This is a genomic window from Alphaproteobacteria bacterium, assembly GCA_035625915.1.
Taxonomy (GTDB): Bacteria; Pseudomonadota; Alphaproteobacteria; order JACZXZ01; family JACZXZ01; genus DATDHA01.
Map to the genome: position 1 here is coordinate 1 of DASPOR010000052.1, position 12,235 is coordinate 12,235.

Annotated in this window: 13 protein-coding genes; 5 read left to right on the plus strand and 8 right to left on the minus strand. The window is 60.0% G+C overall.

Annotated elements, in window-relative coordinates:
- Positions 1–1,268 (plus strand): SEL1-like repeat protein (locus VEJ16_04915; GenBank protein HYB08990.1); only part of this gene is annotated, 1,268 nt, incomplete at its 5' end.
- Between the two features lie 50 nt (positions 1,269–1,318).
- Entirely contained in the window at positions 1,319–2,812 is a 1,494-nt protein-coding gene (locus tag VEJ16_04920) for an SEL1-like repeat protein (GenBank protein HYB08991.1), read from the plus strand.
- A gap of 142 nt (positions 2,813–2,954) precedes the next feature.
- Here the strand turns inward: VEJ16_04920 and VEJ16_04925 are convergent, their stop codons facing one another.
- The 7 genes from VEJ16_04925 to VEJ16_04955 form a co-directional block, all read right to left on the minus strand.
- Positions 2,955–5,318, minus strand: a complete 2,364-nt coding sequence (locus tag VEJ16_04925) for a PAS domain-containing protein (GenBank protein HYB08992.1) — start codon at positions 5,316–5,318, stop codon at positions 2,955–2,957.
- 268 nt (positions 5,319–5,586) lie between these two features.
- Positions 5,587–6,663, minus strand: coding sequence for a flagellar biosynthesis protein FlhB (gene flhB / locus VEJ16_04930; GenBank protein HYB08993.1), 1,077 nt, complete (start codon positions 6,661–6,663; stop codon positions 5,587–5,589).
- Positions 6,664–6,666: 3 nt separating this feature from the next.
- Complete coding sequence (fliR, locus tag VEJ16_04935; GenBank protein ID HYB08994.1) at positions 6,667–7,431, minus strand: flagellar biosynthetic protein FliR; 765 nt, start codon at positions 7,429–7,431, stop codon at positions 6,667–6,669.
- Between the two features lie 11 nt (positions 7,432–7,442).
- Positions 7,443–7,709 carry a flagellar biosynthesis protein FliQ gene (gene fliQ, locus VEJ16_04940; GenBank protein ID HYB08995.1) on the minus strand — a complete coding sequence of 89 codons (267 nt, stop codon included), beginning with the start codon at positions 7,707–7,709 and terminating at the stop codon, positions 7,443–7,445.
- 14 nt (positions 7,710–7,723) lie between these two features.
- A complete protein-coding gene (gene fliE, locus VEJ16_04945; GenBank protein HYB08996.1) occupies positions 7,724–8,032 on the minus strand; it encodes a flagellar hook-basal body complex protein FliE in 309 nt (102 codons plus the stop codon).
- A 37-nt stretch (positions 8,033–8,069) separates the two neighbouring features.
- A complete protein-coding gene (flgC, locus tag VEJ16_04950) occupies positions 8,070–8,480 on the minus strand; it encodes a flagellar basal body rod protein FlgC (GenBank protein ID HYB08997.1) in 411 nt (136 codons plus the stop codon).
- 12 nt (positions 8,481–8,492) lie between these two features.
- Complete coding sequence (locus VEJ16_04955) at positions 8,493–8,903, minus strand: flagellar basal body protein (protein ID HYB08998.1); 411 nt, start codon at positions 8,901–8,903, stop codon at positions 8,493–8,495.
- 332 nt (positions 8,904–9,235) lie between these two features.
- Here VEJ16_04955 and csrA point away from each other — a divergent pair, with 332 nt between their 5' ends.
- Positions 9,236–9,475 (plus strand): carbon storage regulator CsrA, encoded by a 240-nt coding sequence (gene csrA, locus VEJ16_04960; protein ID HYB08999.1) that lies wholly within the window; start codon positions 9,236–9,238, stop codon positions 9,473–9,475.
- Positions 9,476–9,626: 151 nt separating this feature from the next.
- Here the strand turns inward: csrA and VEJ16_04965 are convergent, their stop codons facing one another.
- Complete coding sequence (locus tag VEJ16_04965; protein HYB09000.1) at positions 9,627–11,207, minus strand: YfcC family protein; 1,581 nt, start codon at positions 11,205–11,207, stop codon at positions 9,627–9,629.
- Between the two features lie 390 nt (positions 11,208–11,597).
- Here VEJ16_04965 and VEJ16_04970 point away from each other — a divergent pair, with 390 nt between their 5' ends.
- Entirely contained in the window at positions 11,598–11,906 is a 309-nt protein-coding gene (locus VEJ16_04970; GenBank protein ID HYB09001.1) for an EscU/YscU/HrcU family type III secretion system export apparatus switch protein, read from the plus strand.
- Positions 11,903–12,226 (plus strand): hypothetical protein, encoded by a 324-nt coding sequence (locus VEJ16_04975; GenBank protein ID HYB09002.1) that lies wholly within the window; start codon positions 11,903–11,905, stop codon positions 12,224–12,226. The genes VEJ16_04970 and VEJ16_04975 overlap by 4 nt, the downstream gene beginning before the upstream one ends.
- Positions 12,227–12,235 lie beyond the last annotated feature (9 nt).

A 12,235-nucleotide genomic window follows, 5' to 3' on the forward strand; every position in this document is an offset into this window, starting at 1 on the left:
CAAAGATGAGAACAGTCTTTTCCGCCGTCATTCCCTTTGCGGCGGCACAATTTGTCGCAGTCGCCGTGGCCACGGTTCTCTTCGCTCTCGTAGCATGGACAGCTGGCGCACGCGCCGATGAAGCGAGCGAGCCCCTCGCACGACAAGATTATGCCGCCGCCGCCGAAGCCCTACGATCCCAGGCGGCGAGAGGCGATGCGGCAGCACAGCTCAGTCTCGGCCTTCTCTATCTGAACGGCCAGGGCGTCGCGCAGGATTTTGGCGAAGCAAAAAAGTGGTTCGGGAAGTCGGCCGATCAAGGCAACGATCAGGCTGAGACGAACCTCGCGGCACTTTATGTCCAAGGCCGCGGCGTCAAGCAGGACTATACCGAGGCGCGGAAGTGGCTGAGCAAGGCGGTCGTGAAAGACAATCTGGCCGCCTCGCGCATGTTGGGCCAGCTTGTCATGAAAGGCCTAGGCGGCAAGCAGGATACCGCCGAAGCGATCCGAATTTTCCAATCGGCGGTCGACAAAGGTGATGCCGAGTCGGCGCGCATTCTCGCACTCTTTTACATCGAGGGCGTTAGTGTCGCCAAAGACTACGTCGAAGGTGCAAAATGGCTCGCCAAGGCCGCCTCGATGGGCGATCTCGCAGCCGCGGATCAACTCGGCGCGTTTTTCCACAATGGCATTGGCGTGAACAAAAGCGATCTCGCCGCGATTCGTCTCTGGTCGCAGGCAGCCGATAAAGGCGATGTGTCGGCCCAATACGATCTCGCCGTACTCTTCGACCAAGGTTACGCGGTCCGCGACGATGAACCCGGTGGCGAGGAGATTTTCGCGAAGCTCCGGCAGCAGAAAGACAAAACGCTCGACCCGGACAAGGACGGCAGAGTTCCCCATGCCATCGTCATTCATAATTTGCCCGAATCGCTCAAGCTTTATCAGAAAGCGGCCGACGGAGGATCGAAGCTGGCGCTGCTCAACCTCGCCGAAATGTATCGCGACGGTCGCGGTGCCAAGCAAGATTACCCCCGTGCGATGAGCCTCTTCAATCAGGCGGCAACATCGACGGAAAATCCACGGCCCGGCGACCTTGCGGTCGCGGGCGGGGAATTCGGCGTGGGCAATCTCTTCGAGAATGGCCTTGGTGTTCCAAAGGATCTCGCGGCTGCCACGAGCTGGTACTGCAAGGCGGCGGCTCTCGGGCTGCCCGCCGCGAAGCAGGCTTTGGGCGGAATGTTGGCGAATGGCGCCAACATCTCATGCCAAGTCGCCGCTAAATAGTGCGGCATCGGCCGACCGGAAAGGTACGCGTACAAGGATAGATGTTCGCCATGAATCGAATCGCCATTATCCTTGGTTCGCTCGTCGTCGTCGCCTTCGTTGCGGTCGCCATCGTGTGGGTCTTCCTCCCCGACGATGCCCAGGACGCCGTCAAACGCGGCGACTATGCCGCTGCGGTGCCGCTCCTACTCGAGGACGCGAAGCGCGGCGACACCACGGCGCAATATACGCTGGGGGTCCTCTATCTGAATGGTGAGGGCGTTCGACAAGACTATGCCGAAGCCGCGAGGCTGCTTGGCATGGCAGCGCAGCACGGTGACGTGAAGGCGGCGAGTCTCCTCGGCGCTCTTCGCGCCAGGGGCCTCGGCGTCACGCAAGACTACGCCGAAGCAATCAAGTGGCTGCACGTCGCCGCTGACAGGGGCGAGCCCAATGCGAAACGTAACCTCGCGATCCTCAATGCGGAGGGCTTCGGTGCGGCGCAAGACAAGGCCGATGGCGTCGCCGCCCTACTGAGCTTGGCCGAAGGCGGGGACGTCCAGGCGCAATCCACCGTCGGCCAGTTTTACTTCAAGGGCCTGGGCGTGAGGCAAGACAATAGCGAAGCTTTGAAGTGGTTGGCAAAGGCGGCGGATCATGGCGACGCAGCGGCGCAATACCAACTTGGAACGATTTACCTCAAGGGGGTCGCTGCCGCACAAGATTTCACTTTGGCGACGAGATGGCTTCGCGACGCTGCCGAGCAAGGTGACGACGATGCAGCACTTGAACTCGCTCGGCTGCACGCCAGCGGCAAGGCCTCGCCCAGCGATGATGGCGAAGCAGCGAAATGGCTGCGCAAAGCGGCCGATCGTGGCGACGACATCGCAGAGACGAAGCTCGGCGATTTCTATTATGCAGGCCGCGGCGTACCGAAGAGCGATCAAGACGCCCTCATCTGGTTCAAGATGGCGGCCGAAAAAGGCAATGGGCACGCTCAATATAGCCTCGCCGTCTTAAACGACCAAGGTTACATCGTGCGCGACGATAGGCCGGAAGGTGCTGCTTACTTGCGCCAAGTGCGCGAAGCGAACGTCGTGAACTTGTCCCCCGCCTCGAGAGGCGGTGCCGATGCGCATGCATTCATGGTCACGAATGCGACAGAAGCGCTCAAATGGTACCGCAGGGCTGCCGATCAAGGGGACGCCGCGGCCATGATCGCACTCGGCGACATGTATCGTGACGGGCGGGGCAGCAAACCGGACAATGTGGAGGCGATGCGGCTCTACGAGCTTGCCGTAGCAGAACCGCCTTCCACGAGTGCTTCGAACTCCACCGTAGCGCTCGCTGAATTCAGCATTGGGAGCATGTACCAGAGGGGCTTGGGCGTGCCCAAGGACGAGAGGCAGGCAGGCCTCTGGTACTGCCGATCGGCGAAGAGCACGGCGAAATTCGAAGGGTCCGTCCACAAGCCTAGCGGCGGTGTTGAGAGTGCTGCGCTCGTTAAGCTCGCCGCGACAATCCCCAAGGTCGACGATCCAATCTGTGGCCGCACCCAGAAGTAGCTGTCAAGCGCTGGGCGTTCACATGAAGATCCGTCAGAATACGACGCGATGAGACTGAATCGCGTTGATGCTGTCTCTCCCATCGCCGCGGAGAGCCGGACGGGTGCTATCCGTTTTACGCCTCGGGACGATCGAAGATGGTCTAAACGCTGACCGCTTCGCTCTCGGTGCGGCCCATCACCTCTTTGACCTTGCCTGCAAGCTGCTGCAGGCTGAACGGCTTTGGCAGAAAGTGGATATCCGCACTCGCGTCGAGGTGCTTTCTGAAGCCGTCCTCAGCGTAGCCGCTTATGCAGATAATCTTGATGCTCGGCCGCTCCTTGCGCACGATCTTGATGAGGGACGGCCCATCCATGCGCGGCATGACGATGTCGGTGATAAGGAGATCGATTGGACCGGACGCCTTCTTGAGAACGTCGAGTGCCGATTCGCCCGAGGATGCTTCGAGCACCTTGTAGCCTTTGTTGCGCAGCGCCCTTGCGCTGAAAAGGCGCACGGCGTCCTCATCCTCGACGAGGAGTACCGTGCCGACACCGGTCAGATCACGCGGCTCCCGCGCATCCGCCTTCACACTGATGCCCGCCGTCTCACCCTCACTCATGTGGCGCGGCAGATAGATTTTGAACGCTGCACCCGCACCTGGCTCGCTATCGACGAAAACGAATCCGCCGGTCTGTTTTACGATGCCATAGACGGTTGAAAGGCCGAGTCCCGTACCCTGCCCGACTTCCTTGGTCGAAAAGAACGGCTCGAAGATGCGGCCTATGATCTCCTTGGCGATTCCATGGCCCGTGTCGATCACTTCGACCAGTACGTAATCGCCCGCTGGCATCAGCTCGTGCCCCTCGCGCACGGCATCTTCCCGACTGATGTTCGACGTGCGGATGGTGAGCTGGCCGCCCGTGACCATCGCGTCGCGCGCATTGACCGCGAGATTGATAATCACTTGCTCGAGCTGTCCCTGATCGACTCGCACGAGGCCGAGATCACGGCCATGAACCATCTTGAGCGTGATATTCTCGCCGATGAGCCGTTGAAGGAGATGGCTGAGCTCCGCGAGCACATCCGTGATGTTGATGACCTTGGGCTGAAGCGTCTGCTGGCGCGAGAAGGCCAGAAGCTGTCGGACGAGATTGGCCGCACGGTTGGCATTCTGTTTGATCTGCATGATGTCGGCGAAGGACTGATCGCCAGGCCGGAAGCGTAACAGGAGCAGGTCGCAGAATCCGATCATGGCGGTGAGCAAGTTGTTAAAGTCGTGCGCGATACCGCCTGCAAGCTGGCCGACCGCCTGCATCTTCTGGGATTGCGCGAACTGCACCTCAAGGCGCTTTTGTTCCGTCGTATCGAGGGTGTGGACGATCAGGCCCGCGGGGCGGCCTTGAGCCTGCTCGAAGCGGTTGACGAAAAGCGACGTGACGGCTTCGCGCGTTTTTCCCTCTAGGCGCACCTCGAAGGGCGAGGGAACTGCCTTGCCCGCGAGTGCGGCATCGAGCCGTGTTTTTGCATCGCGGCGACCGACCGCCGTTACAAGATCGAGAAGTGGGGTATTACGCAACTGTTCGAAGCCTGCGCCGACCATCGTGGCGAATGTACGATTGCATTCGACAATGCGGGCGCCATCGTCGAGCAATACGATGCCTACGGGTGCATCCTCGAAGAAACGCTGAAAGCGTTGCTCTGACAGCTTGAGGGCTGCCTGCCATTCGCGCTCCGGGGTGAGGTCGCGCACCACCGTGCGGGTTCGAAGCTCGTTAGCGTCGTCCCCCTCGACGATCGATTGGCTGACGAATGCCTGAAAGACGCGGCCCTGAAGGCCGCGGAATGTGACTTCGCCTCGCTGCTCGCGGCCGCCGCGACCTATAGGATCGTAAGCAGCGGCACCCGACGGCCACTCGCCCGCGACGAAGTCCTTGAGCTGGCGAGCCCCACCCATCAGCTCGTCGACCGTGGTGCCTAGCCATTCCGCCATCGTGTGATTTACGAAGACGAAACGCCCATCGGCGTCGGCGGAGTAGAATCCAACCGGTGCGTTCTCAAGGAAATCGAAGATGCGCTGCTGTTCCTCGCGGATGATCTGCTCCATCTCTCGCCGCGAGGTGATGTCTTCGATCCCGAGGAGGCAGCGCTCGGACGAGCCTTCGACGGGAAGCAACGAGAGGAGAAGGCATTCCCGCCGACCCGCGGCCGTCGGGAAAACGAGTTCCAACTGGCCGGGAATGCCGGTCGCAATCTGGCTTCTAAAATGCGCCAGCTGCTGAGCGCCCTGCTCAACCTCGCCAAGGCGGGCCTCGAGCATGGCGAAAGGACGCTCGCAGCCGTCGCCGAGCAAAGTGCGAAATGCGTTATTCGCGTAAATTGCGCGACCGTCGGCGTCGATCAGGGCATAGGGTTTGCGCAGGGCTTCAATGGCGCCGTGAAAGGTCGCAACCTCGCGGCCGCGCCGATGACTGAGTAAGAGTGCGATAGCCAGGGCAGCCGCGAGTGCGGAAGCCGAAATCGCCATAAGGCCAATCCCGGAGCCCCACCCCATTTGCGGTCCCGACCCGTCCTGGGCTAAAGCCGATCCGGTCAGGATCCCCGCCGCGAGTAGGCCCGCCCCCAGCTGGCACGTCACCCGGCGCAACATCGTCCTCCACAAGTCCATCGACAGTTTAGCCTGGAAGGCGTGCTATTTAATCAAATTTATGGTTAACAAAACCGCGCTCTGCGCACCTTGCCTTAACCCGTACCTTGCTTATAAACCCGTGCGATGCGTCGAGCACCCTCGAGGTTCAGGACCGCGGCACCGGTCGACGAAGCTTCATGACGTACGCGATGACCTGGGCTACCGCCCGATAGTGCTCAGGTGGGATTTCCGCATCGAGCTCGACACCTGAGTAGAGCGCTTGCGCAAGAGGGCGGTTTTCCACGAGCGGCACCTTGTGTTCGTTCGCGACTTCCTTGATCTTGAGGGCCAAGCTGTCGACGCCTTTTGCGACGAGGCGCGGAGCCGACATCTTTGCGCGCTCGTATTTGAGAGCGACGGCATAGTGCGTCGGATTCGTAACCACCACATCCGCCGTCGGTACCGCGGCGATCATGCGCCGGCGCGCACGCTCCATGCGGATTTGTCGTATGCGCGCCCGGATCATCGGGTCGCCTTCGGACTGTTTATGCTCGTCCTTAATTTCCTGCCTTGACATCCGCAGTCGCCTGCGCAGTTCGAAGCGCTGATAGAGTACGTCGAGCCCGGCGACCACCGTCATGACGGCAAGCGTGCCGATGATGACGCGAAGTGCCAACGAGCGCAGGATATCGAGATCGATCCGGACATCGCCTTCGATCAGCAAATCGAGCCGCGCCAATTCGGGCCTGAGCAAAATTGTGAGCACGACGCCGACGATTGCGATCTTAGCGAGGCCTTTGCCGAACTCGCTGATTGCGCGGAGCGAGAAAAGCCGCCTAGCACCCGCGAACGCCGATATGCGCGAAAGATCCGGCACGATCGCGTGGATCGAAAAGACAATACCTGTCTGTACGAGATTCCCGAGGAGTGCCGCACCGACAAGGAGGAGTATCGGCGCGATGAGCGCGCCACCCACGTCGCGCAAGGTTGCCTCAAGAAGTAGATCGAGCCCTACCGGGTCGACCGGCAGGCTCTCGGGCCTTTCGATGAATTTGATGAGCGTGCGACCGATGTCGTTCATCATCGCGGGTGCGAAGGTCAGGATGACCACGGTCATCGCCAGAACGCCGAGCCAGTGATTGAGCTCCCGCGATACCGCCACTTGTCCGCGCTCATGCGCGTCCTGGAGCCTTTTTTGAGTCGGCTCCTCGGTTTTTTGCGATTGCTCGGTATCGTCGGCCATCGTCTAGCTAGCACCCGTGAAATTCGTGAGCACATTGGCGAAGCGGTCGAGAAAGAACGCCAAGCCGGCTCCCACCGTCAGAAGCAGCACGAGTAGGCCCAGCACGATCTGGAGCGGCTGGACCACGAAGAAGATCTGGACTTGCGGCATGAGCCGCGCCAAGAGCCCGACGCCGAGATAGAAGACGAGGCCAAGCACGAGGATGGGTGCAGCGAATTGCACGGCGATCAGAAAACTCTCCGAAACCACCCGGGCGATTGCGTCGGCCATGTCGCCGATCATGGGAAGCTGTCCCGATGGAAAGACCGCGTAGCTATCGACTACGGCGCGCAGTGCTACATGATGAAGGTCGGAGACGAAGACCGCGACAACGCCCATGGTCGTGAGAAAGGCGCCGACGAGGGCACCTTGTTGCGCGGCGGCCGCGTCGAATACAAGCGCGTTGGCCAAGCTTGACTGATACGCGACTATCGATCCCGCGGTGTTCAGCGCCATGAAGGCGATGCTTGCGAGCGAGCCAATGAAGAGGCCGACCACGATCTCCCCACCCAATATGGCGAAGAGCCGAACGACGGTGGAGGGAAGTTCGGGCAGATGCGGCTGAACGACCGGCGTCACGGCGAACGCCAGTGTAAGGGCGAACAAGAGCCGGATGCGCGTCGAGACATAACTTTCACCGAAACCCGGAAGCAGCATGACAGCACTTCCGACGCGCGCGAAGACGAGAAAGAACGCGAAGAGATTCGAGGGCAGAATATCCGCGAGCATTTTGCTCGCCCTTACCCGATCGTGCCGATGCGGCTGACCAGGCGTTCGGTAAAGTTAGTCAACGTCGTCAGCATGAATGGCAAGAAGAGCAAAAGCGAAACGAATATCGTGACGAGCTTCGGCACAAACGCGAGAGTCTGCTCCTGGATTTGAGTGAGCGCCTGGACGAGGGAAATGACGACGCCGACCAAAAGGCCGAGCAGCAAAATGGGCGCGCTGATCTCCAGCACGACAATGATCGTCTCACGTGCGATATCGAGGACCTCGGGCGTATCCATGGAGAGCGTTGCGACTAGATCGACATTTTTAGGATGTCTTGGTAGGCGGAGATCACTTTGTCGCGCACGGCGACCACGGTCTGGAGCGCCATATCGGCGTTCGTCACGGCGGCTACGACTTGATTTAAGTCGGCCTTGCCGGTGACGGCGTCGAGTGAAAGTTTTTCCCCGCTTTGGAGCGCTTCCTTGGTCGAGCCCAGCGCATCGCTGACGAGCTGCGAAAAACCGGCGCCGTTTTGCTCCGTGCGCGGCTCGAGCCCGGGCCCCTTTCCTTGGGCGGCGGCATTTGCGTAGGCCGCGGCGGCACTGGCTATTGAAATCATGTTTCTGCCTCCAGATCGAGGATCACGCAACCACGCTTCAGTTCTTCAGTAGATCGATCGTTCGCTGCAGCATCGAACGCGACGATTGGAGAACATTGAGGTTGGCTTCGTAGCTTCGCTCGGCTTGTTGCATATCGACCATCTCAACAAGCGAGTTCACATTTGGCACCAGTACGTATCCGTTGCTGTCGGCTGCTGGATGATGGGGGTCATAGCGCTTTTCGAATGGAGTAGGGTCGGTACCGATATTGGATACGCGCACGGTCTCGATGCCGAGCGAGCGGTTGAGCTGTTCACCGAAGCTTACGGTTTTGCGCTGGTAAGGTGCCCCACCCGGCACGGTCGAAAGCGAGTCCGCGTTTGCGATGTTCTCGGAAATGATGCGGATGCGGACACCCTGCGCCTGCATGCCGGCAGCCGAGACCTGTAGCGCCTTGGTGAGATCCATGCGCTATCTCCCTCAACTGCCGCCGCGATCGAGGGCCGTTTTCAGCAGGCCGATCTGCTTGTGATAAAGGTTGAGCACGGTCTGGTGGTCGAAGCTCGTTTCCGAAATCTTGAGAAGTTGTTCCTCGAGGTTGACACCGTTGCCATTGACGGTCTCTTCACCATCGGCATTTTTTGTCTCAAGCGGATAGGCGGCGCTGGTGGTCGAGGCCGGTAACATGTGGTGCGGGTCCGTTACCTCCGGTTGAAGTTTCTGGAACGCCGCCTCAGCCAAGCTGCCAAAGCTCTGCGGCTTCAGGTCCTTTGGCTTGAAGCCGGGCGTGTCGACATTCGCCACATTGTCGGAGAGCACGTCCTGCCGTGCTGCGAGAAATCCGAGCCGTTCACCGATCGCTTTGAAGAGTGGAATATTGCTGAAGTCCATCGCCAATCCGCGATTGTCGCATGGCTAGATACCGGCGCTTGCCGTGCACTATGCCCGCCTAGCGTAAAGGAATCGTAAAGGGATGGCAGGCGGGTGCTAGAGGGTGCCACAGCCGTTCCGGGCATGCGCGGATTCGCCCGGCATCGCCCAAATCGGCCATGCGTCATCGAATGATAATGAATAGAATAAGTTAATATATTCAATGCCTTAAATTGGCCTGCTATCATATCCTCGAAAACATGGTTAAGCTCTTGCTAAACCGCCATAAGGGCGAGGCTCCGTCACTCCGGATGGGGGCGGCATCCGGTCGCGGGCACAGGCCAGGTAGGAAGATGCTGTACCTCACGCGCAAAATCGGCGAGTCCATCGTCATAAATGACAATATCGAGCTTACCGTCGTCGAGGTTCGCGGCAAGGCGGTGAAGCTCGGATTCACGTTCCCGCCGACCGTATCGGTTCTAAGGCGCGAAATTCACGATCGAATCCAAGAAGAGAATCGCGCCGCCGCAGGCGCGAGCGCCGAACTCGCCCACGCCCTTGAGGGAAATGGCATGGAGGAGAAGCCGGACTGAGGCGATATCCGCGCGTCGCCGTGCGGATTTCACCGACATTGCCCGATTGCATGCGATTCAGGCGCACACGATCGAATCGTTTTTGCGAAGCGCTGCTGCTTCTTTGACGATTCTCTCTCAAATTCCACCTGTTTCTCAATCGCAAAACAGGTCAGATGGCCGTCCCGAGCAGAAGCACTGCGAGGGCGACTACCAACAGGATGCCCATCAACGGCGCGATGAACCTCACATACTGGCCGAAGCCCACCTTTGCCAAAGCGAGGCCCGCGATCAGAATCGCATTGGTGGGCAGGGTGAGCCTGAACCAGCCAGCGGCTGCGGACCAAGTCGTGATCACCAACGCCCGGTCGACTCCAGCGAAGTCGCCAAGTGGCGTCAAGACCGGCATCGTGAGAGCAGTGCCCGCTGCCCCGCCGCCGACAAGGAATGAAAGGGGCAGGCTACCCAGAAATGTCAGCATGACAAACGCGACGCTCGATGCGCCCGTCATCAGCCCCTCCATCGCATGCAGCACAGTGTCAATCGTCTTGGTATTCGTCATGACCACCGCAACGCTGCGCGCGAGCGCGACAAGAAATGCCGGCCCGGCGAAGTCCATCACACCTTTGATAAAGGCATTGGCGGTCGCCTCCTCGCCCAGACGTCCAACGATCCCCACCACGATTGCCATTCCGAAGAACAGCGCGGATAGCTCTGGGAGCCACCACCCGAGTTCCCACCAGAGCGGAGAGTTGATTGTCTTGTCCGTGTAGGGATCAACCGGCGCATTGCTAAAGATCGCGCCCCAGGGAACAATGGCGAAGGTGAGCAGCCCGAAGGTGAAGAGCACGAGGCCGATGATGATCGCGTGCGTGGCGTTCAGCGGTTCCGGCGCGCACGCGTCGGCTCGAGCAAGCGCTGCTTCTTCCGCGCTGATCCCGCAAAGGGATTTCGTCGGGTCGGCCTTGACCTGTCTCGCGTACCAAAGCGTATAGGCGACCGTCGCGATCATCGTCAGGGTGAACAACAGCAAACGCAGCCCCATGCCGTCGACGATGGTGACGCCGGCCTTTGAGGAGCCGATGCCCACCAGAAATGGATTGATCGTCGATCCGAGCGTGCCGACGAACGGAGCGACTGTGACGACCGCAACCGTGACCATTCGGTCATAACCCAGCACAATCATCGATGGGACCATAATGGCGTAGAGACCAAGGGTCTCTTGGCTCCAACCCTTGATCGAGCCCAGTATTCCGAACAGGACGATCAGAACCGCGATCAGCAACGGCCCGCGCTCCCGAAACCGATAAGACAGATGGTGGATGCCGCGGTCGAGCGCCCCGGTCGCAAACACCACGGTCATGAATCCGCCGATCGCGAGAATGAACAGGAAGACCTCGATGGAGCCAAACATCGTCCCCTCATTGAAGGGACCGACTTGCCCAGTCTCAGGGTTCTTCATTCCGTACATGCCGTTCACAGGTGCCAGGAGCAAATCCGCAAGCCGGCCTTCAAAATTAAGCGGGGGGTCGACATAGTTGAAGGAGCCGGCGATCGGGCTGCCACTGGCGTCGAGCGTGTATTGGCCAGACGGGATGAAGAAAGCCGCAACCCATACGAGGATCAAAATAAAAGTCAGAATGGTGACCGGGGCCGGAAACCCCCGTCTTCGCTTCTCGGCCGGCGCCTGCTTGGGAGCGTCGCCTTGGCTGCCGTCAATTTGATCGGATGCCGGTTGAACTGTTTTGGTCAACGCCAGTTCCCTCCTGCATCGGCGGCGCGAGCTACTCACACGTCTTGCGTCTGAACCGGGGTTTGGCGCGGGCGTAAATTCGACATCAGCGGTCTGGTTCCAATAACCAAGCCGATCGCAGACATCGGGGAACACCGCTCACTTTCGGCCATGACCACAACCTGTTGACAGCTAATACCCGACTGACACAATAGACGCGATTGCATGAAACGAATTGTAAGGCTACGAAACGCCCAATTGGCCGAAATTGGCGCAAGTTCTGGAGTCTTGCAATCGCGTAAAACGCCTTGCGACGTCACGCAACAAAGGCCGCACTTAAACCTTCGTTAAGCATAATGCAGCACGATGCGCCGGTCCGGGCCCGTAGCTCGGCCTTGCGAATGAGCTGCCGTGGCAAAATTCACAGACATTGGCGACAATAAACCCGTCAAAACGCCGCTCGCAGTGGCCGTGCGCCGCGATCCCGATTGCCCCAGTCGCACACGCGTGATCGCGCAGGCGAGTGGTCCCCTCGCGGAGGAGCTGTGTGCCCTCGCCGCACGACATAAGATCGCGCTGCATCAGGATGCGGACCTTGCCGCCCTTCTCACGGCTGTCGAAATCGATCATGACATCCCGGTCGCAGCCTTTGGGGTCGTCGCCGGTATTCTGACCGAGCTTTTCCGCGCCAACCAAGCATTCAGCGTGAAGGTGCCGTGAGTAGGACCGAAGAATTACGACTTCAGTTCGATGGCGTTGCAGCGACGGTCGACACCGCCCGACGCGTGCTGGCCGATGGCCGAGCAGTCGACTTGACGGGCCTCGAAGAGCGTGTTGCAGCCCTTTGCACCGCAATCGGCGCTCAGCCCGAACCGGCCGCAATAGGTTATCGGCCAAGGCTTATTGCACTCCTCGACGACGTGGACCGGCTGCGCAGCGACCTCGAGGCCCAACGTGCGCTCCTCGTGCGCGAACTCGGTACGCTTGCCGCTCGCCGCCAAGCCATCGGCGCCTATGCGAAGAAAAATCTCGGCAAGTGAACGCGCAAT

Excerpts from the sequence above, each read along its gene's own strand:
- VEJ16_04920 (HYB08991.1), top strand. The coding sequence starts at position 1,319 with ATGAATCGAATCGCCATTATCCTTGGTTCGCTCGTCGTCGTCGCCTTC.
- fliR (HYB08994.1), bottom strand. The coding sequence starts at position 7,431 with ATGCTCGCGGATATTCTGCCCTCGAATCTCTTCGCGTTCTTTCTCGTC.
- flhB (HYB08993.1), bottom strand. The coding sequence starts at position 6,663 with ATGGCCGACGATACCGAGCAATCGCAAAAAACCGAGGAGCCGACTCAA.
- csrA (HYB08999.1), top strand. The coding sequence starts at position 9,236 with ATGCTGTACCTCACGCGCAAAATCGGCGAGTCCATCGTCATAAATGAC.
- VEJ16_04925 (HYB08992.1), bottom strand. The coding sequence starts at position 5,318 with ATGGCGATTTCGGCTTCCGCACTCGCGGCTGCCCTGGCTATCGCACTC.
- VEJ16_04955 (HYB08998.1), bottom strand. The coding sequence starts at position 8,903 with ATGGACTTCAGCAATATTCCACTCTTCAAAGCGATCGGTGAACGGCTC.
- fliE (HYB08996.1), bottom strand. The coding sequence starts at position 8,032 with ATGATTTCAATAGCCAGTGCCGCCGCGGCCTACGCAAATGCCGCCGCC.
- fliQ (HYB08995.1), bottom strand. The coding sequence starts at position 7,709 with ATGGATACGCCCGAGGTCCTCGATATCGCACGTGAGACGATCATTGTC.
- flgC (HYB08997.1), bottom strand. The coding sequence starts at position 8,480 with ATGGATCTCACCAAGGCGCTACAGGTCTCGGCTGCCGGCATGCAGGCG.